This is a genomic window from Nonomuraea terrae (assembly GCF_044465245.1).
In the GTDB taxonomy this organism is placed as follows: Bacteria; Actinomycetota; Actinomycetes; order Streptosporangiales; family Streptosporangiaceae; genus Nonomuraea; species Nonomuraea terrae.
This window is the reverse complement of record NZ_JBITLL010000006.1, coordinates 389,635-416,209: the sequence shown is the minus strand read 5'-3', so window position 1 is coordinate 416,209 and position 26,575 is coordinate 389,635. Positions and strand designations below refer to the sequence as shown.

The 26,575-nt window shown below is 69.6% G+C and carries 29 protein-coding genes, 2 tRNA genes and 1 other RNA gene; 16 read left to right on the top strand and 16 right to left on the bottom strand.

Annotated features, from left to right (window positions below):
- Nucleotides 1–15: 15 nt before the first annotated feature.
- Nucleotides 16–939 carry a hypothetical protein gene (locus tag ACIBP6_RS31300; protein ID WP_397057439.1) on the top strand — a complete coding sequence of 308 codons (924 nt, stop codon included), beginning with the start codon at nucleotides 16–18 and terminating at the stop codon, nucleotides 937–939.
- A 73-nt stretch (nucleotides 940–1,012) separates the two neighbouring features.
- Here ACIBP6_RS31300 and ACIBP6_RS31295 read toward each other — a convergent pair whose 3' ends face one another.
- The 5 genes from ACIBP6_RS31295 to ACIBP6_RS31275 form a co-directional block, all read right to left on the bottom strand.
- On the bottom strand, nucleotides 1,013–2,071 hold the full coding sequence (locus tag ACIBP6_RS31295; protein ID WP_397057438.1) for an aspartate-semialdehyde dehydrogenase: 1,059 nt from the start codon (nucleotides 2,069–2,071) through the stop codon (nucleotides 1,013–1,015).
- Nucleotides 2,068–3,342 carry an aspartate kinase gene (locus tag ACIBP6_RS31290; RefSeq protein ID WP_132608540.1) on the bottom strand — a complete coding sequence of 425 codons (1,275 nt, stop codon included), beginning with the start codon at nucleotides 3,340–3,342 and terminating at the stop codon, nucleotides 2,068–2,070. Before ACIBP6_RS31290 ends, ACIBP6_RS31295 begins: the two co-directional genes overlap by 4 nt.
- An 84-nt stretch (nucleotides 3,343–3,426) precedes the next feature.
- On the bottom strand, nucleotides 3,427–3,957 hold the full coding sequence (locus ACIBP6_RS31285; protein WP_132608539.1) for a DUF5063 domain-containing protein: 531 nt from the start codon (nucleotides 3,955–3,957) through the stop codon (nucleotides 3,427–3,429).
- Complete coding sequence (gene recR, locus ACIBP6_RS31280) at nucleotides 3,950–4,549, bottom strand: recombination mediator RecR (RefSeq protein WP_106242960.1); 600 nt, start codon at nucleotides 4,547–4,549, stop codon at nucleotides 3,950–3,952. Before recR ends, ACIBP6_RS31285 begins: the two co-directional genes overlap by 8 nt.
- 3 nt (nucleotides 4,550–4,552) lie before the next feature.
- Nucleotides 4,553–4,903: a YbaB/EbfC family nucleoid-associated protein gene (locus ACIBP6_RS31275; protein WP_111184437.1), complete on the bottom strand. Its 351-nt coding sequence runs from the start codon at nucleotides 4,901–4,903 to the stop codon at nucleotides 4,553–4,555.
- A 395-nt stretch (nucleotides 4,904–5,298) separates the two neighbouring features.
- Between ACIBP6_RS31275 and ACIBP6_RS31270 the strand changes: the two genes are divergently transcribed.
- Nucleotides 5,299–6,735 carry a helix-turn-helix domain-containing protein gene (locus ACIBP6_RS31270; protein WP_397057437.1) on the top strand — a complete coding sequence of 479 codons (1,437 nt, stop codon included), beginning with the start codon at nucleotides 5,299–5,301 and terminating at the stop codon, nucleotides 6,733–6,735.
- A gap of 561 nt (nucleotides 6,736–7,296) precedes the next feature.
- On the opposite strand, the gene ACIBP6_RS31265 is transcribed toward ACIBP6_RS31270, so the two are convergent.
- Nucleotides 7,297–9,621: a DNA polymerase III subunit gamma and tau gene (locus ACIBP6_RS31265; RefSeq protein WP_397057436.1), complete on the bottom strand. Its 2,325-nt coding sequence runs from the start codon at nucleotides 9,619–9,621 to the stop codon at nucleotides 7,297–7,299.
- Nucleotides 9,622–9,652: 31 nt separating this feature from the next.
- Nucleotides 9,653–9,748, bottom strand: an RNA gene (ffs, locus tag ACIBP6_RS31260) — signal recognition particle sRNA small type.
- 95 nt (nucleotides 9,749–9,843) lie between these two features.
- Here ffs and ACIBP6_RS31255 point away from each other — a divergent pair.
- Nucleotides 9,844–9,931: transfer RNA gene (locus ACIBP6_RS31255), tRNA-Ser, on the top strand.
- Nucleotides 9,932–10,606: 675 nt separating this feature from the next.
- On the opposite strand, the gene ACIBP6_RS31250 is transcribed toward ACIBP6_RS31255, so the two are convergent.
- Nucleotides 10,607–11,476 (bottom strand): hypothetical protein, encoded by an 870-nt coding sequence (locus tag ACIBP6_RS31250; protein ID WP_397057435.1) that lies wholly within the window; start codon nucleotides 11,474–11,476, stop codon nucleotides 10,607–10,609.
- 373 nt (nucleotides 11,477–11,849) lie between these two features.
- On the opposite strand from ACIBP6_RS31250, the gene ACIBP6_RS31245 reads away from it, so the two are divergent.
- On the top strand, nucleotides 11,850–12,815 hold the full coding sequence (locus ACIBP6_RS31245) for a LysR family transcriptional regulator (RefSeq protein ID WP_397057434.1): 966 nt from the start codon (nucleotides 11,850–11,852) through the stop codon (nucleotides 12,813–12,815).
- 85 nt (nucleotides 12,816–12,900) lie between these two features.
- Nucleotides 12,901–13,443, top strand: coding sequence for a DapH/DapD/GlmU-related protein (locus ACIBP6_RS31240; protein ID WP_397057433.1), 543 nt, complete (start codon nucleotides 12,901–12,903; stop codon nucleotides 13,441–13,443).
- Between the two features lie 423 nt (nucleotides 13,444–13,866).
- On the opposite strand, the gene ACIBP6_RS31235 is transcribed toward ACIBP6_RS31240, so the two are convergent.
- The 3 genes from ACIBP6_RS31235 to ACIBP6_RS31225 all read right to left on the bottom strand — a co-directional run bounded on the left by ACIBP6_RS31235 (nucleotide 13,867) and on the right by ACIBP6_RS31225 (nucleotide 16,995).
- Nucleotides 13,867–14,835, bottom strand: a complete 969-nt coding sequence (locus tag ACIBP6_RS31235; RefSeq protein ID WP_397057432.1) for a DUF418 domain-containing protein — start codon at nucleotides 14,833–14,835, stop codon at nucleotides 13,867–13,869.
- A gap of 265 nt (nucleotides 14,836–15,100) precedes the next feature.
- A complete protein-coding gene (locus ACIBP6_RS31230; protein WP_397057431.1) occupies nucleotides 15,101–15,790 on the bottom strand; it encodes a DUF4097 family beta strand repeat-containing protein in 690 nt (229 codons plus the stop codon).
- An 83-nt stretch (nucleotides 15,791–15,873) separates the two neighbouring features.
- Nucleotides 15,874–16,995, bottom strand: coding sequence for a cytochrome P450 (locus ACIBP6_RS31225; RefSeq protein WP_397057430.1), 1,122 nt, complete (start codon nucleotides 16,993–16,995; stop codon nucleotides 15,874–15,876).
- A gap of 71 nt (nucleotides 16,996–17,066) precedes the next feature.
- Between ACIBP6_RS31225 and ACIBP6_RS31220 the strand changes: the two genes are divergently transcribed.
- From ACIBP6_RS31220 to ACIBP6_RS31210, 3 genes are all read left to right on the top strand, one after another.
- Nucleotides 17,067–17,594, top strand: a complete 528-nt coding sequence (locus ACIBP6_RS31220; RefSeq protein ID WP_397057429.1) for a helix-turn-helix domain-containing protein — start codon at nucleotides 17,067–17,069, stop codon at nucleotides 17,592–17,594.
- Between the two features lie 43 nt (nucleotides 17,595–17,637).
- Nucleotides 17,638–18,033, top strand: coding sequence for a GNAT family N-acetyltransferase (locus ACIBP6_RS31215; protein ID WP_397057428.1), 396 nt, complete (start codon nucleotides 17,638–17,640; stop codon nucleotides 18,031–18,033).
- A 144-nt stretch (nucleotides 18,034–18,177) separates the two neighbouring features.
- Nucleotides 18,178–18,573 carry a hypothetical protein gene (locus ACIBP6_RS31210; RefSeq protein WP_397057427.1) on the top strand — a complete coding sequence of 132 codons (396 nt, stop codon included), beginning with the start codon at nucleotides 18,178–18,180 and terminating at the stop codon, nucleotides 18,571–18,573.
- Between the two features lie 6 nt (nucleotides 18,574–18,579).
- On the opposite strand, the gene ACIBP6_RS31205 is transcribed toward ACIBP6_RS31210, so the two are convergent.
- Nucleotides 18,580–19,065, bottom strand: coding sequence for a LysE family translocator (locus ACIBP6_RS31205; RefSeq protein WP_397057426.1), 486 nt, complete (start codon nucleotides 19,063–19,065; stop codon nucleotides 18,580–18,582).
- Between the two features lie 236 nt (nucleotides 19,066–19,301).
- Here ACIBP6_RS31205 and ypfJ (ACIBP6_RS31200) point away from each other — a divergent pair, with 236 nt between their 5' ends.
- From ypfJ (ACIBP6_RS31200) to ACIBP6_RS31190, 3 genes are all read left to right on the top strand, one after another.
- On the top strand, nucleotides 19,302–20,261 hold the full coding sequence (ypfJ, locus tag ACIBP6_RS31200; RefSeq protein ID WP_397057425.1) for a KPN_02809 family neutral zinc metallopeptidase: 960 nt from the start codon (nucleotides 19,302–19,304) through the stop codon (nucleotides 20,259–20,261).
- A 62-nt stretch (nucleotides 20,262–20,323) separates the two neighbouring features.
- Entirely contained in the window at nucleotides 20,324–21,151 is an 828-nt protein-coding gene (gene ypfJ, locus ACIBP6_RS31195; protein WP_397057424.1) for a KPN_02809 family neutral zinc metallopeptidase, read from the top strand.
- Nucleotides 21,152–21,199: 48 nt separating this feature from the next.
- Nucleotides 21,200–21,496: a type II toxin-antitoxin system VapB family antitoxin gene (locus ACIBP6_RS31190; RefSeq protein WP_397057423.1), complete on the top strand. Its 297-nt coding sequence runs from the start codon at nucleotides 21,200–21,202 to the stop codon at nucleotides 21,494–21,496.
- Nucleotides 21,497–21,544: 48 nt separating this feature from the next.
- Here ACIBP6_RS31190 and ACIBP6_RS31185 read toward each other — a convergent pair.
- The 4 genes from ACIBP6_RS31185 to ACIBP6_RS31170 form a co-directional block, all read right to left on the bottom strand.
- Nucleotides 21,545–21,634, bottom strand: a tRNA-Ser gene (locus ACIBP6_RS31185).
- Between the two features lie 10 nt (nucleotides 21,635–21,644).
- Nucleotides 21,645–22,100 (bottom strand): tRNA adenosine(34) deaminase TadA, encoded by a 456-nt coding sequence (gene tadA, locus ACIBP6_RS31180; RefSeq protein ID WP_281282609.1) that lies wholly within the window; start codon nucleotides 22,098–22,100, stop codon nucleotides 21,645–21,647.
- Nucleotides 22,097–22,573 (bottom strand): tRNA adenosine deaminase-associated protein, encoded by a 477-nt coding sequence (locus ACIBP6_RS31175; RefSeq protein ID WP_397057422.1) that lies wholly within the window; start codon nucleotides 22,571–22,573, stop codon nucleotides 22,097–22,099. The genes tadA and ACIBP6_RS31175 overlap by 4 nt, the downstream gene beginning before the upstream one ends.
- Nucleotides 22,574–22,591: 18 nt before the next feature.
- On the bottom strand, nucleotides 22,592–23,107 hold the full coding sequence (locus tag ACIBP6_RS31170; protein WP_397057421.1) for a tRNA adenosine deaminase-associated protein: 516 nt from the start codon (nucleotides 23,105–23,107) through the stop codon (nucleotides 22,592–22,594).
- Nucleotides 23,108–23,332: 225 nt separating this feature from the next.
- Between ACIBP6_RS31170 and upp the strand changes: the two genes are divergently transcribed.
- The 5 genes from upp to ACIBP6_RS31145 all read left to right on the top strand — a co-directional run bounded on the left by upp (nucleotide 23,333) and on the right by ACIBP6_RS31145 (nucleotide 26,545).
- Nucleotides 23,333–23,971 (top strand): uracil phosphoribosyltransferase, encoded by a 639-nt coding sequence (gene upp, locus ACIBP6_RS31165; RefSeq protein ID WP_132608517.1) that lies wholly within the window; start codon nucleotides 23,333–23,335, stop codon nucleotides 23,969–23,971.
- A gap of 124 nt (nucleotides 23,972–24,095) precedes the next feature.
- The gene (locus ACIBP6_RS31160) at nucleotides 24,096–24,320 is read left to right on the top strand and encodes a hypothetical protein (protein WP_397057420.1); all 225 of its coding nucleotides are present in this window, start codon (nucleotides 24,096–24,098) and stop codon (nucleotides 24,318–24,320) included.
- Nucleotides 24,321–24,416: 96 nt separating this feature from the next.
- Complete coding sequence (locus ACIBP6_RS31155; protein WP_165969524.1) at nucleotides 24,417–24,575, top strand: hypothetical protein; 159 nt, start codon at nucleotides 24,417–24,419, stop codon at nucleotides 24,573–24,575.
- Entirely contained in the window at nucleotides 24,572–25,105 is a 534-nt protein-coding gene (locus tag ACIBP6_RS31150) for a PH domain-containing protein (protein WP_111176071.1), read from the top strand. Before ACIBP6_RS31155 ends, ACIBP6_RS31150 begins: the two co-directional genes overlap by 4 nt.
- A 96-nt stretch (nucleotides 25,106–25,201) precedes the next feature.
- Entirely contained in the window at nucleotides 25,202–26,545 is a 1,344-nt protein-coding gene (locus tag ACIBP6_RS31145) for a helix-turn-helix domain-containing protein (RefSeq protein WP_397057419.1), read from the top strand.
- Nucleotides 26,546–26,575 lie beyond the last annotated feature (30 nt).

The window sequence follows — 26,575 nt, the reverse complement described above, 5'->3', positions numbered from 1 at the left end:
ACTGTGCGGCTCTCCATGGTCGCACTCCTCGGCATAGAGATCACCATAATCTCGCTGGCCTCGGCCGCCTCCGCCGCCACCCATCCTGATGGGTCGCGGGCCGAGGGCAGCATGAACGAGTCCGGGCCCGGCTTCTGGGAAGACGGGCCGGAGAACTGGCGGCCGTCCCCGGACGCGGCGCCACCGGAGGCGTACGAATATGACGAGCCCGGCCCGCAAGGGTCCGACAACTGGATCCCTCCCGACATGCGGCGTGACCACGGCTGGACGCGGTGGCACGACGAGCCCGACCGGCCGAGGTGGCGCGACCTCGGCTGGCCCGACGGACCCGGGTGGTCCTTCGAGCCGTACACGCACGAGCGTGCCGTACCCGAGCACGCCGTGCCCGAGCGGGAGGACAAAGTTCGCCCCAAGGAACGGCCGGCGGCCGCCAAAGCCCGCAAGAGCCCCGTACGCGGCGGGACGCCCCATGTCCCCAAGGTGCGGCGCCACACGGTCCACAAACGCTCTCACGTCGATCTGGCACGCGTCCTGCCCCGCAGCGCCGCCGTGCAGATCACCCACTCCACCGCCACGAACCTGCTGCGCCGAGCGGGCATGCGGATGAAGTCGACGGGCAACTGCGTCAGCAAGCACCGGCACAACTGCACCTCGCTCGACTCGGTGCGCGCCGGGACGGTGGCCAAGCTCCTGGAGCTCAAGCAGCAGAGCGGCTGCCCGATCACCGTGACGGGCGGCACCGAGCGGGGCCACGCGCCGGGCACCTTCAGCCACGGGAACGGCTACAAGATCGACATTTCCCACAACTCGTGCATCGACCGGCACATCGCCAAGCACGCCCGTAAGATCGGGGCGCGCGGCGACGGGGCGACGCTCTATCGCTCCGGATCGACGATCTACGCCGACGAGGGCGACCACTGGGACATCCTCTTCCGCTGAGGCGGCCCCCACAGCAGATGAACGACGTGACGCCCGTGCGTCGTGCACGGGCGTCACCTCTTCGCGCCTGGCCTCAGAGCTCGGCGGCGACCAGCTCGGCGATCTCCGCCGCGTTGAGCGCCGCGCCCTTGCGCAGGTTGTCGCCGCAGACGAACAGGTCGAGCGTGTTGGGGAAGTCGATCGCCTGGCGGATGCGGCCGACGTAGGTCGGGTCGGTGCCCACCACGTCGAGCGGCGTCGGGTAGACGCCGTTGGCCGGGTCGTCCATGAGCACCACCGTCGGCGCCGCCTCCAGGACGCGGTGCGCGTCGGCGACCGTGATCTCGCGCTCGAAGCGCGCGTGCACGGCCAGCGAGTGCGTCGTGATCACCGGCACCCGGACACAGGTCGCGGAGACCTTCAGGTCGGGGATGCCGAGGATCTTGCGGGACTCGTTGCGGAGCTTGAGCTCCTCGGAGTTCCAGCCGTCGTCCTTGAGCGAGCCGGCCCACGGCACGACGTTGAACGCGATCGGCGCCGGGAACGGCGACTCGGCGGGCAGCTTGTTGGCCAGCGCCTTGCGCACGTCACCGGCCGCCTGCCCGATCGTACGGTCGCCGGCCAGCGCCTCGACCTCGTCGTACAGCCGGGCCGAGCCCGCCACGCCCGCGCCGGAGACCGCCTGGTAGGAGGCGACGACCAGCTCGGTGAGGGTGTACTCGGCGTGCAGCGCGCCGATGGCCGCCATCATCGACAGCGTCGTGCAGTTGGGCGTCGAGATGATGCCCCGCGGGCGGTCGCGCGCGTCGAGCGGGTTGACCTCGGGCACCACCAGCGGCACGTCCGGCTGCATCCGGAACGTGCCCGACTTGTCGATGGCGATCGCGCCGCGCTCGGCCGCGATCGGCACCCAGACGGCCGAGACCTCGTCGGGCACGTCGAAGATGGCGATGTCGATGCCGTCGAACACCTCGGGCGCGAGGGCCTGCACCACGACGTCCTCGCCGCGTACCCTCAGGACCTTGCCGGCCGAGCGGGGCGAGGCGACGAGACGGATCTCGCCCCAGATGTCCTCCCGCGTCGACACGATGTCGCGCATGACGGTGCCGACCGCACCGGTAGCCCCGATCAGGGCGAGATTGGGCCTGTTCATCGTCCACTACCTCCGTACACCACGGCTTCGACCTGGTCGGCGTCGAGATCGAAGGCGCGGTGCGCGGCCGCCACGGCCGCGTCGACGCCGTCCTGCCCGACGATCACAGAGATGCGGATCTCCGAGGTGGAGATCATCTCGATGTTGACCCCCGCGTCGGCGAGGGCCGCGAAGAACGTCGCGGTGACGCCGGGGTGCGACCGCATGCCCGCACCGATCAGCGACACCTTCCCGATCTGGTCGTCGAAGAGCAACGACTCGTATCCGATCCGGGCCTGGATCTTCTTCAGCGACGCGAGCGCCGTCTGGGCGTCGGCCGTGGGCAGCGTGAACGAGATGTCCGTGCGGCCCGTGGCGGCGGCCGAGACGTTCTGCACGATCATGTCGATGTTGATCTCGGCTTCGGCCAGCGTTTTGAAGATCGTCGCAGCCTCGCCGACCTTGTCGGGCACCCCGACAACAGTGATCTTGGCCTCGCTCCGGTCGTGCGCGACGCCGGAGATGATCGGCTGCTCCATCTCGGTTCCTTCGGTGTAAGGGTCGGACACGACCCACGTGCCTTCCTTGGTGCTGAACGAGCTGCGTACGTGAATCGGCAGGTCGAACCGGCGGGCGTACTCGACGCAGCGCAGATGCAGGATCTTCGCACCGCAGGCCGCCATCTCCATCATCTCGTCGTAGGAGATGCGGGGAATCTGGCGGGCCGCGGGCACGATGCGGGGGTCGGCGGTGAAGATGCCGTCGACGTCGGTGTAGATCTCGCAGACGTCGGCCTCCAGGGCCGCCGCCAGCGCCACCGCCGTGGTGTCGGAGCCCCCGCGGCCCAGCGTGGTGATGTCCTTGGTGTCCTGCGAGACGCCCTGGAACCCGGCCACGATCGCGATGTGGCCCTGGTCGATCGCCTCCTGGATGCGGCTGGGCGTCACGTCGATGATGCGCGCCTTGCCGTGGGTCGAGTCGGTGATCACGCCGGCCTGCGAGCCGGTGAACGAACGGGCCTCGTGACCCAGGTTGGCGATCGCCATCGCCAGCAGTGCCATCGAGATGCGCTCACCCGAGGTCAGCAGCATGTCGAGCTCACGGGCCGGCGGCAGCGGAGACACCTGCTCGGCCAGGTCGAGCAGCTCGTCCGTCGTGTCACCCATGGCGGAGACGATCACGACCACGTCGTTGCCGGCTTTTTTCGTCGCGACGATCCGCTGCGCGACCCGCTTGATGCAGGACGCGTCGGCGACGGACGAACCACCGTACTTTTGCACAACGAGCGCCACGAGAGTCTCCCGGTTTGGACTGTGAGGTGCCAGTCTACTGGGGGCTTCTCATGGGTCAGATGGCTCGTACCACTATGTGGATGCTCAGGCCGTGGTGACTTCCTCGGCCACGTCGAGGCGGGAATGCGCCGCCAGGGCCTGCAGCGCGCGCATCGCGGCGCCCGCGTGGTTGCCCCAGGTGTTGAAGTAGGAGTACTGCCACCACCACAGCGCCTCGTGCGGACGGCCGGCGTGAAAGTGACGCAGCCCGTGGATGAGGTCGGCGGCGACCGCCGTCAGGTCGTCCGACAGCCGGTACGGGGTCACCCCGGTGTCCTTGTACGGGTCGAACACCTCCGCGTAGTCGTCGACCGCCTCAAGCCGCTCGGCCAGCGCCGTGCGCACGCCGTCGATGTCGGGGTCTTCGCTCATGGGCGGCTCGTAGTTGCCGGCGAGGATCACGTCGCGGTGGGCGCCCAGCTTGGCGCCTGCCAGGCACACCTGGGCGACCTCCACCAGCAGCAGCGACCAGACGGCGTCTCCGCCCTCGCCGCCCGCCACCCGGGTCATGCCGTCCACGTAGTCCTGCGCGTGCCCGGCGATCTCTTCCGCCAGCGCGCTCCAGTCGTCAGACATCCAGCAGCCTCCGTCCTTCGAACGCCCGGCCCAAGGTCACCTCGTCAGCGTATTCGAGGTCACCGCCGACAGGCAGACCGCTGGCCAGTCGTGTCACTTTGATGCCCATCGGTTTGACCAGACGGGCAAGGTAGGTAGCCGTGGCCTCGCCCTCCAGATTGGGGTCGGTGGCCAGGATGAGCTCGGTGACACGGCCGTCGGCCAGCCGCGTCATGAGTTCGCGAATCCGCAGGTCGTCGGGGCCGACACCGTCGATCGGGCTGATCGCGCCGCCGAGCACGTGGTAGGTGCCGCGGAACTCGCGCGTCTTCTCGATCGCCACGACGTCCTTCGACTCCTCGACCACGCAGATCACGTGCGTGTCGCGGCGGGCGTCGCGGCAGATGCGGCACTCCTCCTCGGCGGCCACGTTGCCGCAGACCCGGCAGAAGCGGACCTTCTCCTTGACCTCCAGCAGAGCGTGCGCCAGCCGTTTCACGTCGGCCGGGTCGGCCGCCAGCAGGTGGAACGCGATCCGCTGCGCGCTCTTGGGACCGACGCCGGGAAGCAGCCCCAGCTCGTCGATCAGATTCTGGACGACCCCTTCGTACATCGCCTAGAACCCTGGCAGCTGTCCGAGGCCGCCGCCGCCGAGCCCCTGGGCCAGCGGCCCGAGTTTCTCCTGCTGCAGGTCGGCGGCCGCGCGCACGGCGTCGCGGACGGCCGCGATCACCAGGTCGGCGATCGTGTCGGCGGTGTCCTGCGGGTCACCGCCGTCGATGACGCTCGGGTCGATCTTGAGCTCGAGCAGCTCGCCCGAGCCGTTGACGACGGCCGTGACCAGGCCGCCGCCTGATGAGCCCTCGATCTGCGCGTCGTTGAGCTCCTGCTGGGCGCTCACGAGCTGCTGCTGCATGAGCTGGGCCTGCTCCAGCAGCTGCTGCAGGTTGACATCCCCTGGGTTCACCGTCGTGCGCTCCTCGTGGCTCCGCGTTCTTGACTGCCACGAGCCTACGGTGTTTGGGCGGCGTCATGTACTGGTGGAGTCACCATGTTTCGTGCAGGGATCGCTTACCGGGACAGCTGCCACTTCGCGGCCCTCCGGCGAACGCCGCCCCGGCACCCTTGGCCGGGGCGGCGAACCGTGATGTCCTGGCCGGGTCTCGGCCCCCCTCCAGCGCCCGAGACCCGGCCATCACGCCGGCGGAGCGGCCGCACCACGCCGACGTGTTGGTCAAGAAAATTACTCACCCTACGTTGCACACACGTTGCGCTCATTCAATCACCCTCCGCAATCCCCCTGAACGGGTTGCGCACAACGGGCATAAGACGGATGCTCTACATGACTACTTGGAGTGACCGATGAGTTACGCCCACCTCGACGCCTACTCCCGAATCCTGCGCGGAGCGTACGAATCCGCAGCGTCCGGGCGGTTCTGGCCCGAGTCGCCCAGACAACTCATCAGGGCGTCCTGGCGCCGTTCGTTCGACGCCGGGATCGATCCGGAGGGCACGTCCGCCCCGCTCGTCTACGACGCCTCGCTCATCACCGACATCCGCAAGAACCATCCGCTGCAGCCGCTGCTGCCGCTGATGGCCAAGACGCTGTCCGGGCTGGCCGAGGAGACCGGCCACGTCATGATCGTCACTGACGGCGACGCCCGGGTGCTCTGGCGGGAGGGCAACCACTCGATCATGCGCCGCGCCGACGACATCGGCCTGGCCACCGGCCACCAGTGGACCGAGCACAGCGTCGGCACCAACGGCATCGGCACCGCCCTGGCCGTCGGGCGCCCCGTACACGTCTACTCGGAGGAACACCTCATGCGCGCGCTGCACATCTGGTCGTGCAGCGCCGCGCCCATCACCGATCCCGACACCGGCCGCATCATCGGCTGCGTCGACGTCAGCGGCACCTCCCGCAGCCTCCACCCCGCCACCGTCGCCCTCGTCGCCGCGACGGCCAAGCTCGCCGAGACCGAGCTCGCCCTGCGCATGCACCAGCGTGACGAACGCCTGCGCCGCCGTTACGAGTCGCTGCGCAGCCGGCCCGGCATCCTGCTGTCGTCCACCGGCCGCGTCATCTCCGGCGACCCGGCGGGCGGCCTGGGCGGGCGCGTCCCCCTCGCCGAGACGACCTTCGCGCCCGGCCAGCGCATGATCCTCAGAGACGGCACGGTCGCCCTGCTCGAACCCTTCTCCGACGGCTACCTGCTGCGTCCGGCGCCGTCCGCCATGCCGTCGTCGCTACGGCTGTCGTTCCTGGGGGAGAGCACGCCGACCGCGTCACTCGGCGACATCGAGCGTCCCCTGTCGCTGCGCCACGCCGAGATCCTCACCCTCCTGGCGCTCCACCGCCACGGCCTGACCGCCGAGCAGCTCTCCTTCCACCTGTACGGCGACGCCGGCAACCCGGTGACCATCAGGGCGGAGATCCACCGGCTGCGCGGCCAACTCGGCAACGCGATCGCGGCCAAGCCGTACCGGCTGACCTGCCCGGTGGAGGCCGACTTCCTGGAGATCCGCCGCCTGCTGGCGGGGGGCGACCCGGCCAGGGTCGCCGCCGCCTACGGCGGCCCTCTCCTCCCTCGCTCCGAGTCACCGGAGATCCGCCGCGAACGCGACGAGCTGGAGGCCCAGGTCCGCGCCTGCCTACTCCGCCGAGGCTCCCCGGACGACCTGTGGGCGTACGCGCAGACCTGCAACGGCCGCGACGACTACGAAATCCTGGAACGCCTCGCCGAACTCCCCCCGACCGACCTCCGCTCGGCTGCCGCCCGCGCCCGCCTCCTCCCCTGACCTCCCGAACGCCCCGCACCCGTACCTACCGGACCCGCACCCCGGGGGGGCACCCCTCACCTCAGGTGCATCGCCACAGTCCCTGCCCTCCGGCTTCCACGGCCGAAAGCCGCAGCCGGCACCCACTACGCGCCCAACCACCCGGCCCGCATCCCCGAAACCCCGGCTGACCAGCCACCACGAGGGCCCACACGCTCCCTGGCCGACCGCCACTCGAACGGTCGGCTCATCGGACTCGCCGCTCGGCCTTCCAGGCGCGGAGCTCTGGCCTGCCGGCCGTCCGAACACGCCGGGCCCCTGGTCGAGCAGATCGCCGGACTTTCAGGCGGCCCGAGCCGCGGCTGGCCGGCCGCTTCGGCTGAGTCTCCGCACGGGCGGGTGGCCGCTGTTCCCGTGTACGCGGGAGCGTCCGTGCCTGTGACGCAACCCGGCGTGGGCAGACGGGGTCACCTCGGCGGTGCCGGCGGCGTGGACGTGGTCGATCGACGGAGACGCGCATGGCCACCATGCGGCGCACCTCATCTGGAGACGACGGGCGGGTGCTCGCCGCTCAGGGGCGCGTCAGGTGTGGTCGATTTCGCCGATGACCTGGGCGTCCAGCTCGCGTTCGAGCAAGGCCATCCCTGAGACGGCGTCCACGTCGGCGTCGGCGTCGTTGAGGGGGTCGACGTCGTCCACGTCGGCGCTCTTGTCGCGTCCCGGGATCGCCTCCGGCCAGGCGGAGGCGCCGGCCCGTGCGGAGGCGCCGGCCCGTGCGGCGGGCACGCGCGGGCCCGCCTGGGCGGCCGCCTGAGCCGCCGAACGCGCGGCGGCGCGACCCGCTCCCCCGCCTCCCGCCGGAGCGGCGGCGACGGTACGGGTCGGGTCGGGGCCGGGCGGTGCGGCAGGACCGGGATCGTCGGGAGCGTCAGGCCAGGACTCGTCCGTGGTGGCACGTCCCGGCGGAGGGGCAGGCGGCTGTGCGGCCTCCTCACCGCCCCTGTCGTCGTGGGGCGCGCCGTGCGACGCCGTACGCCCCTGAGAGCCGGCTGTCCCCTGGCCCGCGGCCGGTGGGGCCGTCTGGGCACCGGGCACCGGCCCTGCGGGCGCACCTCCGTGCGACGGAGGACGTACGGGACCCCGCGACGCGGAGGGCGCCGGCGAGCCGCCCACGACGGCCTCCACCTTCCACGTGCCGCCGAGCACGTCGCCCAGCACCCCGGCCACCACGGCGTCCTTGCCGCCGCCGGTGAAGTTCTTCATGGCGCCGACCTGCGTGAAGCCGAGCGTCACGATGTTGCCTTCGACGCCCACCACCTGGGCGTTGGTGCTCACGTTGGCCCAGACGACGATGCTGCGCTGCTTGAGCGCGGCGAGCACGGCGGGCCACTGAGCCTGAACGCCACCCGTACCGGCCGACGCCGCAGCCCCCTGAGGGGCGCCACTGTGAGGAGACGGGACGGGAGCGCTCGGTGCCGGCGCCGGACTCCCCGGCCTGACCGCCTCCGGCCAGTCGTCCGCCCCAGGAGAGGCCGCCGCCCGGGGCGCAGCGACGCCACCGCCGTCCGCGTCACCGCCCCCATGGGACGCCGTACCGGACGGGACCGGCTGCCCGCCCTGGGCGGCCGGCGTCTGAGCACCTGCCGGCTGACCAGGCTGCGACGCGCCGTTCATGACGGGGGCGCTGGGCGCGGGCGGCTGAGGAGCAGGGGCCTGGGACGAGGGCGCGCGGGCGGCCATCTGGGCGACGGCGCCGCCGCGTTCGAGACGCTCGATGCGGGCGAGCAGGGCCGCCTCGCCCTGCGCCGCACCCGGGAGCAGAACGCGCGCGCACATCAGCTCCAGCAGCAGACGCGGCGAGGTCGCCCCGCGCATCTCGGTGAGCCCGGCATTGAACACCTCGGCCGCGCGGGTCAGCTCGGCGGCCCCCATCGAGGCGGCCTGCTGCACGAGGCGCTCCAGCTCGTCGGCGGGACGGTCGAGCAGCCCGCTGGAGGCCGCTTCTGGGACGTTCGCCAGGATCACCAGGTCGCGGAAGCGTTCGAGCAGGTCGGCGGCGAAGCGGCGGGGGTCGTGGCCGCCCTCGATCACCCGGTTGACCGCGTGGAAGACCTGCGCGCCGTCACGGGCCGCGAACGCGTTGACGACCTCGTCGAGCAGGTCGCCGTCGGTGTAGCCCAGCAGCGAGACGGCCTTGGCGTACGTGATGCCACCGTCGTCGGCCCCGGCGAGGAGCTGGTCGAGGATGGACAACGTGTCACGCGCGGACCCGGCCCCGGCGCGTACGACCAGGGGCAGCGCAGTCGGTTCGTACGGCACGTTCTCGGAGGTGAGGATCTCCTCCATCAGCGCCCGGAGCGTCGCCGGCGGCATCAGCCGGAACGGATAGTGGTGCGTACGCGACTTGATGGTGCCGATGACCTTTTCCGGCTCCGTCGTCGCGAAGATGAACTTCAGGTGCGGCGGGGGCTCCTCGACGAGCTTGAGCAGCGCGTTGAAACCCTCGCGGGTCACCATGTGCGCCTCGTCGATGATGTAGATCTTGTAGCGCGCCGAGACGGGGGCGAAGAACGCCCGCTCCCGCAGGTCGCGCGCGTCGTCGACACCACCGTGGGAGGCGGCGTCGATCTCGATGACGTCGAGGTGGCCGGGCCCGGTCGGGGCCAGCGCGACACACGACTCGCACACACCGCACGGATCGGGCGTGGGGCCCTGCTCGCAGTTGAGCGAGCGCGCCAGGATGCGGGCGCTGGAGGTCTTGCCGCACCCGCGGGGACCGCTGAACAGGTAGGCGTGGTTGATCCGGCCCGTACGCAGTGCCTGCCGGAGCGGGTCAGTGACGTGCTCCTGACCCTTGACCTCGGCGAAGGTCCCGGGTCGGTACTTGCGGTAAAGCGCAAGGCTCATGCGACCATCCCGCCTGCGAGGGGGCTCCCAACGAAGAGACCCCCCGCACACCCGCCAGAGCCCGCTTATCCTTGCTGCCTTCCGGCCCTGGGGAGGTTCACAGGATGACGCCGCGCGAGGGGTCCAGTGACAGTCTAGCCGGACGGCGCAGTGCTCGCTCCACCCTGAGGCCACTGGAAATCGTGGTCCGCACACCCCGAGAAGTCCGGTAAGCTCGTCGGCGGAGGATTCGCCTAGTGGCCGAGGGCGCACGCTTGGAAAGCGTGTAAAGGGCAACCTTTCGGGGGTTCAAATCCCCCATCCTCCGCCAGCCCAGAAGGGGTGCGCCGTGACCACGGCGCACCCCTTCTGGTTTTCCGTCCCAGTTCGGGTCTCCGTTGAGCCTGAGTGATCTGCTCCGGGACGAGGCCGAGCGCTGTGCGTTGTAGCCGTACACCTCGGGGGCAAGCGGTGCGAGCAGGACGTCGACCAGCGCGTCGGGGCCGGGTGTGCCTGCGGCGGTGAAGAGTGCGCGCACGTGGGCGCGCCAGAAGTGGGACGCGTCGAGAGCCCACCTCCGTGCCCAGCACCAGGCGAGAGTGGTCTTCCAGAAGGCGCACCATGGCGGCGTAGAAGGCGGCCAGTCGTTCGAGGTGTGGCGCTCCCGGCCCCAGGGGCGGCTCACCCCGTAGTAGGCGTTCTTGGAGGTCCCGCTCGTGCTCGTCGAGTAGCGCCACGGCGATCGACGCGCAGGACCGCGACGTCATCCGCGCGACCATCGACGACTTCCTCTTCCGCCGTGCACAGCGCTACCGACGCGGCCCCGACGCCGTCGGGGCCGGGCCGGCTTCGGCGAGGCACACGAACCGCATCCACGACCGGTGCTTCGCACGCCGGGCAGCCTCGGCGGAGCCGCCGCTGACCTGCGCTACCGTTGAGCTGAGTCCGGCACACTGATCCTGTGCCGGACTCAGCCCAAGCTCGCGGGCCGCGGCGCTTCCGGTTTCTAGCTCTTGCTCCAGACCGACGCGATGACGCCGTCCTCAGCGCTCAGGATCTGCGGCTGGTAACCGAGCGCCTTCATCTGGGCCGACTTGACCGTGTAGGTCACCTTGGACAGGCCCAGGTACTCCTTCAGGCTGGTCGAGCTGCCCTTGCTCCACACGGTGGTGTACAGCTTGCCGGGCTCGACGGCCATGAGGACCGGGCGCAGACCCTGCCTCGTCTTCTCCAGCAGTTCCTTGCCGCGCTGCTCCACGGTCTGGCCGAGCGTCACCTGGACGGTGCCCGCGACGGCGCCGGTCACCCAGACGGCCGCGTAGAGGGGCTTCTCGACCGTGCCGTACACGTCCAGCGACGCGAGGCTGTAACCGGCGGCGGTGAGCTCGGTGTTGACCTTCACGAAGGTCTCCCTGCTCATGCTCAGCTGGGACTTGGCCAGCTGAGCGGTCTTCTCGAAGACCGCCGCGAGGACCGCGCTCGAGCCGGAACCGGTGGCAGTGATCAGCTTGGGCTGGAAGCCCGCCGCCGCCTGCTCCTGGATGCGCTTGGGCAGGTCCGTGGCCGACAGGCCCTGCAGGACGTTCACCTTGCGGGTGGCGTCCTTGGTCCACAGGGACGTGTACTGCGGGTTGGCCGCGTTGGTCACGTTCAGAGCCGTGGGAACGTAGCCCTTGCCCAGGAGGTCCTTGACACGCTGGATCAGCTTCGAGCCGCTGAGCGCGTCGAGGGAGAGCCAGTCCAGCGACTGGCTCTGCACGGTCTGAGCGGTCGTGGAAGGCTGGGCGGCCATCGCCGGGGAGGCGAGTGCCAGCAGGGGCGCGGTAGCGGTCGCCACGGCAGCGGTAAGGACGGCCACCTTCTTCGCGTTCCTCATGTTCCTCCTCAGGAGTAAAGGTTGCCCCAATTGGGGACAAGTGGGGACCATAACAGAGCATGAGTACGCGGCAACCAATAGTTACCGACATCGTGACAAGGCTGTGTCAAATCTTCCGACTGCCCGAGGAGAGTCGCCTGGGCCGAGGAGCCGGCGGGCGCCTGACGTCGCGGCCGGACCCGACCAGGCGGCCGACCCGCATGGCCACCGTGTTCCGGACAACCGGGTGACGTGCTGCTACGCGCCCTTGGCCACTCGCGACGGGCAACCGACGGTTCGGGGGCTCGAACCACATCGGCCATGCTGGAGCGTGATCAGACAACCGATCCACGGCGAGCCACAACGATCAGTTGTGCGCGCCTAGGGTGAACCGGTGGACACCGAGGCATTGCGATCGTTCGTCCGGGCGGCCAGGCTCGGGCAGCTGCAACTTGCGGCCGATGAGCTGGGCGTGACGCAGCAGGCAGTCTCCAAGCGGATCGCCGCCCTGGAGCGCGAGCTGGAAGTCCGTCTGTTCACACGTACCGCCCGAGGGGTTGAGCTGACGCTCGACGGTCAGGCATTCCTCCCCCACGCGCGGAGCATCGTCGCGGGTGTCGATCGCGCCATCACCGCGGTCAGGCCGGGTTTCCGGGCCCTTCGGATCGACGTTCTCGGCCTGCGGAGCGCGCAGGCCGTTGTTCTGCACGACTATTGGCGGTTACATCCCGAAACCAACCTCGACGTGGTCATCCTCCGGGTCGACGACCCGCGCGAGGCGGCCGCGGCCGTCGCAGCAGGCGATATCGACGCCTCGTTCCGCACCGTCACCGCCCCCCACACACTGCCGCCCGACGTGCGGATGATTCACGCGTTCGGCTCTCCGCTGCAGCTTCTCGTCGGCCCGAGACATCCGCTCGCCTCCGCGCGAGTACTGACGCCGCCGCAGCTGCGTAAGCACCGGATATGGGTGCCGGGCATCGCGCCCAGAAGCGAATGGGCGGAGTTCTACGATCAGCTCGCCACCGCATTCGACCTACGCATCGACGCGGCAGGCCCGCACTTCGGAGACGAGGTTCTCCTGGACACCCTCGCGGACTCCGCGGACGTGGCCACCCTCGTCGGGGCACGCGACCGGTACGTCTGGCCGACGAACCACGACCTGCGCCGCATCCCCATCGTGAATCCGACCCTCGCCTACCCGCTCTCGCTCATCCTCCCCAGAACGAATCCACACCCGGGACTCCGTGGACTCATCACCCACCTCGGAAGCCTGCCGAGGCTCCCTGAGACGGTCTGGCTCCCGTCCTGGGCGACGACGCCACGGCGCGGCGACAGCGCACACGCTCGCGGGTCCTGACCCGACCAAGGCGACTCGACCGGCTGCGGACAGCAGCCTCCACCAGCGCTTATCCAGTCACCGGTACACCAGAAAGGGTCGTGGCATGTCCAGTGACCGTCTCATGCGCATCCACAGCGCCGAGTTCCAGGCCATGGCCGAGAGGGTCCTGCGGGTCACCGAGCTCACCTCCCGCCTGAACGTCCTGCCCTTCGAGGACGAAGCCGGCAAGGCGGAATTGTTCGAACAGATCCTCGGCAAGCCGCTGCCGGCGAGAGTGACGATCTATCCGCCCTTCTACACGGATCACGGCCTTCACCTGGACCTCGCCGAGCGGGTGTTCATCAACCAGAACTGCACGTTCCTCGACTACGCCGGCATCCGGCTCGGCGAGCGCGTGATGGTCGGACCGAAGGCCACGTTCATCACCGCCGGTCACCCGGTCGATCCTGCGGAGCGGCGGGAGTGGTTGAGCGGCGCGCCCATCGACGTGGCGGACAACGTGTGGATCGGCGCCGGTGCCACGATCCTGCCCGGGGTCAGCATCGGCCGTGATGCCGTGGTCGCCGCCGGCGCGGTCGTGGCCGATGACGTTCCGCCGGCGAGCCTGGTGACCGGTCGTAAGGCAACCGTGCATCGACGGTGGTGACGACCTCTCCTGGGGCCACGCCGAGCGCCGGACCACAGCGCAGCCGTTGAGGTCCCCGATCATGGAAACCTCCTAATACCCCCCGCTCTCGCTGGAGCGACCTTCTCCGAACCGTGAACGATGCGGCCGAGGAGTACTTTGCGCAGTACAGAGCACACGTAGCGCAAAGCCGAGCACAGTCGGACGACGAATTCGGTGTCTCCGCCTGCTGCCCCTGGCGTCGACCCGGAACTCGCCCGGTTCTGGGATCACATAGAGAGCTCACAGGGCCTCAGCCCGATGGGCGAAGAGTCCATGTCGGACAGCCTCTCCCTGTCCGAGCACATCGAGGGCCGGGTGTACCTGCTCACAGGCACCGACTTCGACGATCGCTGCTGTTCCCGGCATCCCCCGCACGCGTCTTGACCAGCGCCGTGAATGGGCTCAGTTCGTGCGGACGCGCAGGGCCGAGCGGTGCCCCCAGGTGGCCCACCGCCAGAGCCACTCCAGGGGGCCCTGGCGATAGCGGCGCAGCCAGAGGGTGGCGAACAGCCACTGGGCCGTGAGGATGGCTCCCGCGACCAGGTACGCCGCCGTCAAGGATCGCCCGATCGGCAGGCCGAGGATGTGGGTGGCCGCCAGGACGAGGAGTGTGGCGGTCAGGTAATTGGTCAGCGCCATCCGGCCCAGTGGCACGAAGACGGCCTGCAGCGCCGGTCGCAGCGGTGTTCTGAGCAGGAGCAGCAGGGCGCACACGTACACACCGGCGAGCAGCAGATCCGCCAGGCCGGACGTGAAAGACGGCTGCGCCGTGTCCGCCCCCGTTCGCACGTTCGCCGGTACCCACAGGGCAGAGGCAGCCCCGGCCGCGAAGACCAGGCCCAGCAGGAACGGCCCTCGGGTGGACCGGTCGATCTGCTCGATCAGCCCGTATCGGACGAGTGCCGAGCCCAGCAGGAACAGCCCGGCGATGAGCAAGGGTCCACCCCCGCCGAAGACGAGCGCGGCCGGGACGAGTGCGGCGGCGAGGCCGGCCACGGCCCAGCGCGGCAGCCAGGTCGAGGGCAACAACACCAGCATGCCGACGATCGCGTACTTGGTCAGGATGTCGCCCGGCCACAGCAGCATATGCACGAGGCCGATCGCGAGCAGCGCCACAAGCCGGCGCAGCAGGACCAGCCATGGGCGGGTGACCCGGTTCGCGGCGGAGTCCAGCAGCAGCGAGAACCCGATACCGAACAGCAGGGAGAAGATCGGGAGCCCGAGCCAGGGGTCCCAGTCGCCCATGGGCTGCGTCACGACGGCGGTGCCGTCGTTGGCTATCAGCTGGATGTTGGCGAGCAGGATCTCGCACAGCGTGAACCCGCGCAGGACGTCGAGCGCGGCGATACGCGCTCGGCCCGGGGAGGTCATCGCGGGGCCTCCCATGCCGTCGCCTCGGCGCGGGCGGAGGGGAGACCGGGACCGTGGGCCAGACCTCCGGCGTTCAGTCCTGAAGCGTGATCCTTGTGCAGCATGGGCCTCATCCTGGAGATGCGGCCCGGTGCGGACATCGACCACAAGTCGGGGTCTCGCACGTACTTTCGGCCCGTTCAGCGCTCAGCTGCCGGCCGCCCTGTATCGCTCACGCGTTCAAAGGAGGGACAGCAGCCGTAGCTCCCGACCATGAAGGGGTCGTTCAGGATCCGGTGACCTTGATGGCGCCGGAGTCGCTGGACAGGGTGAGCGAGCGCGGGGCCGAGGCGTCGTGCGGTGTGCCGATCTCCTCGCGGCCCGAGTCGGTGGTCGTGGTGATGTTGTACGGCCCGCCCGGCACGCGCACCTCCGTGCTCCCCGAGTCGGCCGACGTCTCGACCTTGTCCGGCTGAGCGGTGAAGGCCAGCGTGATGGCGCCCGAGTCGCTCTCCATGACGACCTGCCGGGACGCCAGCCCGCCGGCCTCGATCGAGCCCGAGTCGCTGGTGACGTCCACGTCGCCGGACAGGTCCCGCAGCGTCACGTTCCCGGAGTCGCTGACGGCGGTGACGCGCAGCCCCTTGGGGATCTCGACCTCGTAGCCGACGTCGCAGCTCCCGCCGCCCAGCCAGCCGCCGGGGCAGCTGAACCCGAGCACCAGCGTGTCGCCCTGCGTCTCATGCGTGGCCTCGGGCTTGTCCTTGCGCCAGGTGAGGCGCTCGGTCACGTGGACGCCCTGCCGGTCCGACTCGACGACCTCGATGCCGCCCGAGTCGGCCTCGATCCGTATCGCGCTCACCTTGTCGGTGACGTCGTACGACACCGTGTCCTTCTCGAGCGCGCCGGCGAGGCCGCATCCCGTCAACACCGCCGCGAGCGCCACCGAACCCGCCACCACACCTGAGCTCCTCATGCGCATGAGTGTCCAGGAAGCAGGCCGGGACGGCGTCCGGGACGTCCCTGAACGCCCCCTGACACACCCCCGAGACCGGCTCGCTACCAGGCGACCGGAAGCGCATGCACGCCGAAGAAGTCCGACTTGGTACGCAACGGCACGTCCTCGGCCGGTACGGCCAGGCGCAGGCCGGGGAAGCGCTCGACCAGCGCGGCGAAGGCGACCCGCATCTCGACGCGGGCCAGCTGCTGACCGAGGCACTGGTGGATGCCGTGCCCGAAGGACAGATGCCCGCCCGCCGGCCGATGCAGGTCGAGGGTGTCGGGAGCGTCGTACTTGGCCGGGTCGCGGTTGGCCGCCTGGATGGAGAGGGTGACCGGGTCGCCGGCCCTGATCAGGTGGCCGTCCAGTTCGACGTCCTCCAGCGCCACCCGCAGCCCGGTATGGGGGACGCTCAGGTAGCGCAGCAGCTCCTCGACGGCCTGGTCGGGGTCGGCGCGCAGCGCGGCGAGCTGATCGGGACGGCTGAGCAGTGCGAACGTGCCCAGGGCGAGCATGTTGGCGGTGGTGTCGAGCCCCGCGCCCAGCAGCAGGCTCCCGACGCCGGCGAGTTCGGCGTCCGTGAGGTCGGTGGTGGTCAGGTCGCTGAGCAGGTCGTCGCTCGGCTGGGCACGCTTGGCCTTGACCAGGTCGGAGAGATAGCCCTCCAGACCGGTGATCGCGGCGAGCTCGCAGATCACGAGCGCGGGGATGGGCTGCGCGTAGGCCGGCACCAGGTCCACGGGCGCGCCGTGCGTTTCCATGGCGTCCAGCCGTGCCGCGGTGATCTCCTCGACCCGTTCGGTGAGCAGCCGCATGCGGCGCACGGTGAACTTGCCGGTGAGCAGCCTGCGGTAGCGGGTGTGTTCGGGTGGGTCGAGGTTCACGAACATGCCGGGCGAAGCCGGTGGCAATCGCCCGGACGCGCCGGGTACGGGCAGCGGCGGGTGCATGAGCTCACGTCTGGAGCTGAACCGACTGTCGGCCAGCACCGCGCGGACCAGCGCGTGGCTGGTCACCAGCCAGCCCTCGTGCCCGTCGCCGTAGGTCATCCGGACCAGCGGCCGCTGCTCCCGCAGCGCCCCCAGCCCCTCGGGGGGATCGAAGAAGCGACCTGCCGGCCGTTCCACGGGCAGGCTGACCGGGGCGGCATCGGGCACATCCGTACGACCAAATGATTCCATATTTGAGACTATAGCCATATTTGGCATCAAATCCAGGGCGTACGGTAAGTGCGGCAGAAGGAAGGACGCCTGTGAGTGAAATAGGTGTGCTGCACCCGGTCCGGATCCGGGTGATACAGATCGTCGCGCTCGGCCCCCGGACCGGCACACAACTGCGGCAGGCGCTGCCGGACGTGCCCTACAGCAGCCTGTACCGGCACATCAGGTGGCTCGTCGACGCCGACGTCATGCGCGTCACCGGCGAACGCAAGGTGCGCGGCGCGGTCGAGCACACCTATGAGCTGGACAAGGACGCCGTCCAGGCGGCGCTGCCGGACATGCCGGTGTCCGCCGCCGACCACGGGCAAGCGATGACCGCCTTCATGACCGGGCTGCTCGCCCAGGTCCACTCCTATCTGGCGAGCGCGCCGGAAGATCCGGTCGCCGACGGCCTGCTCTACACCCTCGCGCCCCTGTGGGTGAACGAGGAGGAGGTCGCCCGCATCCACACGGTGATGCGCGAGCTGGTCGAGTCGCTCAGGGACAACGGGCCCGGACCTGACCGCCGGCAGCTCATGCTCGGCGTGGTGGCCATACCACCGCCTCACTCCACGTCCTGAAATCTCTTTGCGCACGCGGGCGGGCGGCGTCTACGGTCGCCGGATGACGGTGGAGTACGCCTGGCGGGGCCGGTTCCAGAACGCCGCGCTCAACGCGCTGCACGCCGAAGGCTTCGGCCATGAGCCGCTGGACGACGACTGGTGGGGTCAGGTCAACCGGCACAGCCTCGGGTGGGTGTGCGCGAACGACTCCGGCAGGCTGGTCGGCTTCGTCAACGTGGCCTGGGACGGCGGCGCGCACGCCTTCGTCCTCGACACGCTCGTGGCGCGCGGGCTGCGGCGGGCCGGCGTCGGCGCGCGGCTCGTCGCCCTCGCGGCCGCGAACGCCCGGGAGGCCGGCTGCGAGTGGCTGCACGTCGACTTCGACGACGACCTGAAGGACTTCTACTTCGGCGCCTGCGGGTTCCGGCCGACGAACGCGGGCCTCATAGCCCTGTGACGAGTTTCCCCAGGGCCCTTTCCGGCGAAAGCGTCAGGCCCTGATGCCGGCCGGTTATGCGACCGCGCCGTGACGTCGGCACATACCCAGTCCGCATTTGCCGCCCTCGTCACTCCCGTTCACGATCCCGAGGGAGGAGGCGAGATGTCCGAGTCGTATGACGTCGAGGTGATGCCGCCGTCCGTCGCCGTGGCCCGGTTCTGCATGTGGGCGCAGGCGATCCTGGGGCTGGCCGGGGTGTTGCTGCTGCTCGTCCTGCTGGGTGGCGCGTTCCCCGTCGCGCTGGCCGGCATGCTGGTTGCGGGGCTGGCCGTCCCGCTGGCGACGCTGCTGCTGATCGCGTTCCTGGCATTGCGGATGCGCTCGCGGCGCGGCTGGGTCCGTACGGCCGGGCTGGTGGTGGAGCTGCTGATCACCCTGCTGGGTCTCTGGCAGCTCGTGCAGGACGTCACGATCGGCAACCTGCTGGGCGCGATCATGGCCGGGGCGGTGTTCGGTCTGCTGTGCCGGCCGTCGTCGGCGACATGGTTCGACCGGTGAGCGTGCTCAGGCGCTGACGACGGCCTTGGAACGGTCGGTCGCCATGCTGACGGCGAAGGCGCCGAGCACGGTCCCGGTGACGTGACGCTGCACGCGCAGCCAGACCGGGCGGCGGGCCAGGAAGGCGGCCAGCGCACCCGCCGAGATCACGATGAGTCCGTTGACCAGCGTGCCGACCGCGATCTGCACGGACCCGAGCGCGAGGCTCTGCAGCAGCACGTGTCCCATCGACGGGTCGACGAACTGCGGCAGCAGCGACAGGTACAGGATCGCGATCTCGGGGTTGAGCAGGCAGGTCAGCAACCCCATCGAGAAGAGCCTGCCGGGCCGCTCCACGGGCAGCCCGCGCGGCTCGAACGCCGAGGCGCCGCCCGGCCTGACGGCGTTCCAGGCCAGCCAGAGCAGGTACGCGGCCCCGGCGAGCTTCAGCGCCCTGTACGCGGCCGGCACGTACGCGAAGACGGCCGTCGGCCCGAGACAGGTCAGGTACACGGTGAAGCCGAGGAGGACCCCCGTCAGCGAGAGATCAGCCCCGAGCGGCGGCCCTGCGTGATCGACCGGGAGACCAGATAGATCATGTTCGGCCCGGACGTGAGCACCATGCCCAGGGACCCAGCGCGATCCCGATCAATCCCCCCGTCATACCGGCACATTACCGACAAATCCCAAAAAATCATGCAACTATGATTGCCCTGCGTATTCATTCCGCTACGGGGAAGAACCGCGGAATGCAGTTCGACGACGATGCGCGGCTCGACCCCTCGCAGGTCGAGGACGCCAGGGCCTCCGGTCCGTCGCCCCGCGGCGGCCCCGGCGGGATGCCCGGCGGCTGCATGCTGCCCATCGGCCGCCGGGGCGGCTGCGGCGGTTGTCTCATCCTGATCGTCGCGGCGGTCGGGATGCTGCTGTTCGGGGTGGTGCCCTCGCCGTTCCCCGGCGAGGAGGACGGCCAGCAGGGCGGCGGCCGGATGCCGAGCCCGCCGCCGACCTCCGCGCCCTCCCCCACCGGCAACCTCGCAGCACGCTGCCGGACGGGCGCCGACGCCGACCAGTCGGAGGACTGCCGCATCGTCGGCACGGTCAACAGCATCCAGTCGTACTGGCGGCAGGCGTTCGCCGAACAGGGGCGGACGTACACGCCGGCCAGGACGGTGCTGTTCTCGCAGGCGGTCGACACGGCCTGCGGCATGGCCGACTCCGCCGTTGGCCCGTTCTACTGCCCGGCCGACCGCAAGGTCTACCTGGACCTGTCGTTCTTCAACACGCTCCAGCGCGACTTCGGGGCCGAGGGCGGCCCGTTCGCCCAGGCGTACGTCGTCGCCCACGAGTACGGCCACCACGTCCAGAACCTGCTCGGCACCATGAACCGGGTCGGCAGCGACAACCGTCCCGGCGCCGGCAGCCCGTCGGTACGCCTCGAACTCCAGGCCGACTGCTACGCCGGCGTCTGGGCGCACAACGCGGTCAAGACCGGCTTCTACGAGGCCCCGTTCACGCAGGCCGACATCGACCAGGCGCTGAGCGCCGCCGCGGCGGTCGGCGACGACAGCATCCAGCGCCGCTCCCAGGGCCGCGTGACCCCCGACGCGTTCACGCACGGCACCTCCGAGCAGCGCACGAGGTGGTTCGGCATCGGGTACGACACCGGCGACCCGACACGCTGCGACACCTTCACCGGCCGCATCTGACGTCATTTCGCGGCTTTTCTGGGAAGTCGTCCTTGCGACGATGACCCAGAAGGGACGTCAACATGGACTTCAGGGACCAGGCCGACCTCGACTCCTCCCAGGTCGAGGACGCGGGCGGCGGCGGCGGTTTCTCAGGCCCACCAGGCGGCATGATCATCGGCGGTGGCGGCATCGTCAGCCTGATCGTGTTCGTGCTCGTGATGGTCCTGAACAACGTGGGCGGCGGCGCCGAGCCCGCCCAGCAGCGGCCTCCGTCCAACCTGTCGCAGCAGTGCCAGACCGGCAAGGACGCCGACCAGTCGGAGCGGTGCCGGGTGGTGGGCGTGGTCAACAGCATCCAGGACTACTGGAAGCAGGAAATATCCGAATATCGGGTAGCGAAGACCGTCCTGTACACCGGCCAGGTCCGCACCGCCTGCGGCTCCGCCGACTCCTCCGCCGGCCCCTTCTACTGCCCCGGCGACCGCCGCGTCTACCTCGACCTGAGCTTCTTCGACCAGCTCCACCGCCAGTTCGGCGCGCAGGGCGGCCCGTTCGCCCAGGCGTACGTGATCGCCCACGAGTACGGCCACCACGTGCAGAACCTGCTCGGCGCGCTCGACGCGGGCAGCTCGGTCCCCGTCGAGCTGCAGGCCGACTGCTACGCCGGCGTCTGGGCGCACAACGCGACCACGACCGGCTTCTACGAAAGACCCTTCACCCAGACGGAGATCGCCCAGGCCCTCGACGCCGCGGCGGCCGTGGGCGACGACAGGATCCAGCAGCGCACCATGGGCAGAGTCGACCCGGAATCGTTCACCCACGGCAGCTCCGCGCAACGCGTCAACGCGTTCGAGCGCGGCTACCAGAACGGCTCCCCGGCCGACTGCGACCTCAATGACCTGGGCTGATGCCATCGGACAACGCAAGTCGTCGGATTCTCTCCTAAAATCAGGGGGGTGATCTTCAAGCTTGTCGGCGACGGACGCCCTTACCCCGACCACGGTCTGACCCCCAGGGAGTGGGCTCAGATCCCGCCACGGCAGGTCCGGCTCGACTCGTTGATCACCACGAAGGCCATGCTGGACCTGCACTCTCTTCTGGCCGCCGACTCCACTTTCTACGGCGACCTGTTCCCCCATGTCGTGCAGTGGCAGGGCGAGCTCTACCTGGAGGACGGCCTTCACCGCGCCCTGCGCGCCGCGCTGCACCAGCGCTCGATCCTGCACGCGAGGGTCCTCGAACTGCCCACCTGAGCAAGGAAAGCGAAAGGGCCCCCGAGATCTCGGGGGCCCTTTCGGCTGTGGCGGTGGTGGTGGGATTTGAACCCACGGATGAGTTGCCCCATCACACGCTTTCGAGGCGTGCGCCCTCGGCCACTAGGCGACACCACCGCGCACGAGCTTACCGGATTCTGCGAGTGGCAAAAAACCGCTTCAGTACGTCACCGCATTCCTCGGCCAAAACGCCCATCACAACCTCGGGCCGATGGTTGAGCCGGCGGTCGCGCACGACGTCCCAGAGCGAGCCCACGGCGCCGCCCTTGTCGTCGACGGCGCCGTACACGATGCGGTCGACCCTGGCCAGCACCGCCGCGCCCGCGCACATCGTGCAGGGCTCCAAGGTCACCACGAGCGTGCAGCCGTTCAGGCGCCACCGGCCGCGGCGCGCGGCGGCCCGCCGCAGCGCGAGGACCTCGGCGTGGGCGGTCGGGTCGGCGGCGGACTCGCGGTCGTTGCCCGCGGCGGCCAGCACCTCGCCGTCAGGGCCGAGCACCACCGCCCCCACGGGGATCTCACCCCTGTCGCCGGCCGCGGCGGCCTCCGCCAGGGCCAGGCGCATGGCCTCCGCGTGGGTCACCTGAGCCGGTCGAGCTCGTCGGCGAACGACAGCCGCTCGGCGATCACCGACAGGATGTCGGCCGGCAACACGCCCTCCTCCATGCTGAGCTCCAGCAGCTCCTCGCTGCTCACACCGAGGTCGCTGAGCGCCTCGAAGTCGCCCGCGGGACGCACGCCGAGCTCGTTGGCCTCCTTGTCGGGCACCACGCCGGCGAACTCGGCGAACAACTCGCCCAGACGGTTGGACGGCACCGCGTGCGCGTCCGACAGGAAGACCCGTGGCTCGTCGTCGCCCCGGTACCGGACGATGGCGAACCATTCGTCCTCGACCTCGACGCAGAGCAAGGCCAGCTCGTCGCCCGTGAGCCCCAGCGCCTCCGTGACCGCGTCACCGAAGTCGTCGACGATCTCGGCATCCGTCAGATCGACTTCGGCGCCGCTCCAGCCGTCGGTTGTCCTGACGAACGCCGCAGAGAAGGTGTTGGACGCCATGTCCGCGCTCCAGGGGGGTCAGCCGAAGACCGATTCGATGGCCCGCTCGAACGGCTCGGAGAAGCCGAGCCGCGCGGCGATGCTGGACAACACGTCTTCGGGCAGCAAGTCAATGTCGCCGGAGAGGATGCCCAGCTCCATCTCGTCCAACCCGAGATCGGCGAAGATCGACAGATCTCCGGCAGGGAGCACGGTCTCCTCGTCCTGGAGGATCTCGTCGAGCTCCTCCTCGTCCGGCACGGGGACGTCGAGATAGTCGAGCACCTCCCGCGCCAGCGGGAAGTCCCACGAGGCGGCGATGTCGGACAGGAACACGTCGACCCGCTCGCCCAGCACCCGCAGCGCCACGAAGAACTCGTCGCCGACCGCGACCAGACCGATCGTGCCGCTCTCACTCGGCTGCTGCTTCAGGGCGTGAATGAGCCCCTTCAGATCCGACGTGAGCGCGACAGGCAGCATCTCCGCATCCCAGCGGTCGTCCTCGCGATAAACCACGATGGCGAAGTCGAGAGCGTCTTCGTCTGTCATCGCCATCTCCAACCGACCTCTGACACGGCAAATATCACCAGCACCCAATCGTTCCAGAACCCGCCACTCGGCGTGTGCCTCTCCGACCAAATTGTGATCAAAACCCATGGCGCGAGCCGCACGGCCCCTTCCCATGCCTCACCCCGCCCAACGTACGGCACGTCATATTCCGCATTTCGCGCAGGTAGGCGAGGGTGCGACCGAGAGCGGCACCAGATAGCGTTGACCTCCATGGAGACCCTCGTCGTCGATCATCCGCTCGTGGCCCACAAGCTCACCACGCTGCGCGATGTCCGCACCGACTCGCCGACCTTCCGCAGGCTCGCCGACGAGCTGGTGACGCTGCTCGCGTACGAGGCCACGCGGGACGTCCGGGTCGCCGAGGTCACCGTCGACACGCCGGTCTCCACCGCCCGCGGGGTGCGGATGGCGAAGCCGTACCCGCTGGTCGTGCCCATCCTGCGGGCCGGGCTCGGCATGCTCGACGGCATGACCAGGCTGCTGCCCACGGCCGAGGTCGGGTTCCTCGGCATGATCCGCAACGAGTCCACGCTGCAGGCCGAGACGTACGCCACCCGCCTGCCCGACGACCTGTCCGGCCGGCAGTGCTACGTCGTCGACCCGATGCTCGCCACCGGCGGCACGCTCGCGGCGGCCGTGCAGTTCCTCTTCGACCGGGGCGCGGTCGACGTCACGGCCATCTGCCTGCTCGCCGCGCCCGAGGGCCTGGCGTACATGGACAAGGTGTTCGCCAACTCCGGCAAGCCCATCCGCGTGGTCACCGCCGCCCTCGACGAACGCCTCAACGAGAACGGCTACATCGTGCCCGGCCTGGGCGACGCGGGCGACCGCCTCTACGGCGTCGTCTGACCCGGCCGATTGACGGGAAAAGCCCCTTTCCCGTCACATGGGGTCACCACTTCGTTACATACTGTGGTTGAGTGGGTACGAACAGACCCGGAAGGCAACTTCCGCACGCGCGTTGGGGGCGACGATGAGCGATCACACACAGCCGGATCCGACTCCGTACGCGGAGGTCGAAGCGGTGTTGTGCGATGAGTTCGCCGGCATTCACTCGGCGACCACCGTAACGCGCTGCGTGGAAGCAGCGCACTACGGCGCGCTGGAGGTCACCGGCTACGCGCATCCCAGCCTGGTGGAGCGCATCGCGCGCAAGCACCTTCACGTGCTGGCTCTGGTGGCCAGCGAACGTGGCTAAGCAAGATCAGAACTAACCTGCCAAGTTACCTTTACCCCGGCTTGCAGGTGGGTAATGTAGTTGGCGGGTGGAGTGGCAAGTGGCACGGAGGCGACGGTGCAGGTCAAAAAAGTCCTCACATACGGTGGTATCGCGTTTGTGGCGTACTACCTGTTCGCGCGACCAGCTGATGCCGCGGACGCGGTGAGAGGAGCGTTCGACACGGTGTTCAACGCAGCCGACTCGCTGGCTCAATTCGTGAACAACCTCTCATGAGGCTGGTGACCCACGGGGACTCCGCTCCATCGTCGGTCAACCGCTACCTCCTCCCCCACGAACAATCAGTCATCATGGTGCGCCGGCACCCGGCCATCCTGCTCCGCCCGGTCGCCGAGGTGCTCGGCGGCCTGATCATCGCCGGGCTGCTCAGCAGGTTCTTCGGCAGCAACGAAGGCGGCGGCACGGCTCTCGTGGTCGTGTGGTGGCTTTGGCTGCTGCTGCTGATCCGCTTTGTATGGAAAGTCGCCGAGTGGTCGGTCGATTACTTTGTGGTGACTTCCAAGCGCATGTTGCTGACCACCGGGCTGATCACGCGCAAGGTCGCGATGATGCCCCTGGCGAAGGTCACCGACATGAGCTTCCAAAGATCTCTACTCGGGCGCATGCTCGGTTACGGTGAGTTCATCCTCGAGTCCGCCGGTCAGGACCAGGCTCTGTCAACGGTCGAATACATTCCGTATCCGGAGACCCTGTATCTCGAGGTCTGCCAGATGCTTTTCCCCGGCAAGGACGACGGCGACGATTAATCTCCCCGTGGCAAATTCTTCATGTGGGGATACCAGATTCGGCTACTTCATGCAATCATTGCCTGTTGTTGACCCTTCCCCGCCTTGAGAGATGAGATGCCGAGTCAGGGAACCATCGGTGACCGCGTCCGCGGACTGCGGCTGAACAGGCGGATGTCTCAGGCCCAGTTGGCCGGACCCGACCTGTCGGACAGTTATGTCTCGCTCATCGAGTCCGGCAAGCGCACGCCCACTCCGGTGGTCGCCCGGCTACTCGCCGAGCGCCTCGGATGCACCACCGAGTTCCTCCTTCACGGGATCGAGCCTCGGCAGCGCATCGACACCGAGCTCGGGTTGCGTCACGCCGAGCTCGAGCTCCACCACGGCGACCCGGCCGTGGCCGCCGAGCGCTTCACCGAGATCGTGAAGGTGGCCGACGAGGAGAACGCCATGCTGACCGCGCAGGCGCGGTTCGGCCGGGCGCGCGCGTTCGAGGCCCAGGGCCGGCTCGGGCAGGCGGTGGAGGCGTTCGAACGGCTGCGCCGCGAGGCCGCGGCCCACCCCGAGCGGCTGGCCGACCTGCCGCTCACGATCGCGCTGAGCCGCTGCTACCAGCAGGCCGGTGACCGGCTGCGGGCCCGTGACCTGGCCGCCACCGCGCTGGCGCAGGCCGAGCGGCTGTCGATCACGCACGGCGAGATCGCCGTCGACCTGGCCGCGGCCCTCGTCGAGGCGCGCAGCGAACGCGAGGGCGACTCCCCCGCGATGACCTACGTCGGGCAGGTGCTCGGCGCCGCCGGTGTCCCCGTGGTTATGGACCGTTCCGCGGAGATCGCCGCGCTGTGGCAGGCGAGTTCGGCGGCCGCCGCGGGTGACGACTCCGCGCTGGCAGTGCGGCTGGCCGACGACGCGATCATGGCGGGGCGGGAGTCCCGGATCGCGTTGCGACTGGCCCGTACGGCGATGCACTGGGCCAGGCGGGCCACGGCCGAGATCGACGAGGCCGAGCGGCTCGTCGGCGCCGCGGCACAGGCGTTCGCGGCGTTCCCCGCGACCACGGGCGAGCATGGTGAGAGCCTGATCGTCCACGCGCGGGTCAGGCTGCGGGCCGGCGACCCGGTGGGCGCCGGCGAGCTGGCCGTCTCGGCGCTGGGGCTGGCCCACGACCGTTCCGGCACGACGCCGGCCGAGGCCCACCTCGTGCTGGCCACGGTGACGCTCGACCGGGGCGGTGACGCCCTCGGCCACCTGCGCAGCGCGCAGGAGGTGCTCGACGCGCTCGACCGCCCGGTGTTCGGATCCGACCGTCCGGCCGCGCGCTGCTGGCGCGAGCTCGGCGACCTTTACGGCAGGGCCGCGTGTCGAGCAGAGCAGACGGCCGCATATCGTAAGGCCCTCGAAGCTGCCGGAGTTCGCTCCGCCATGGCAGGGGTGACGACTGACGCCGTAGTTTCTCGCTGACCTCCGGGAGCTCCAGATTCGACCCCTATC